The organism is Pseudomonas persica, assembly GCF_900291015.1.
In the GTDB taxonomy this organism is placed as follows: Bacteria; Pseudomonadota; Gammaproteobacteria; order Pseudomonadales; family Pseudomonadaceae; genus Aquipseudomonas.
In genome coordinates this window covers 1-260 of sequence record NZ_OLKL01000210.1, presented here as the reverse complement: position 1 = coordinate 260, position 260 = coordinate 1, and the positions used below count along the sequence as shown (strand labels likewise).

Genomic DNA, 260 nt, shown 5'->3' with positions numbered 1-260 from the left:
TGTTTCATATTCGCCGTCATCCTGATCAACGCCATCGTAGGAACGATCCAGGAGGCGAGGGCGGAGAGGAGCGCAACAGCCCTCCAGCAGATACTCAGGGTCCACGCGCGGGTGAGGCGGGACGGCCGCGAGACGATCGTTCCGGCCGAAGACCTGGTTCCCGGCGATCGCGTCGCCCTTGAGTCGGGCGACCGCATCCCGGCGGATATCCGTCTCCTCCGGGCCAGAACGCTTGAGGTCGATGAGTCGCACCTGACCGG

Annotated in this window: 1 protein-coding gene; it reads left to right on the top strand. The window is 65.4% G+C overall.

Going from position 1 to position 260, the window contains the following annotated elements; genetic code table 11:
* Nucleotides 1–260, top strand: a 260-nt coding sequence (locus FQ664_RS26300; protein ID WP_144175916.1) for a P-type ATPase actuator domain-containing protein, incomplete at both ends; no start/stop codon positions are given.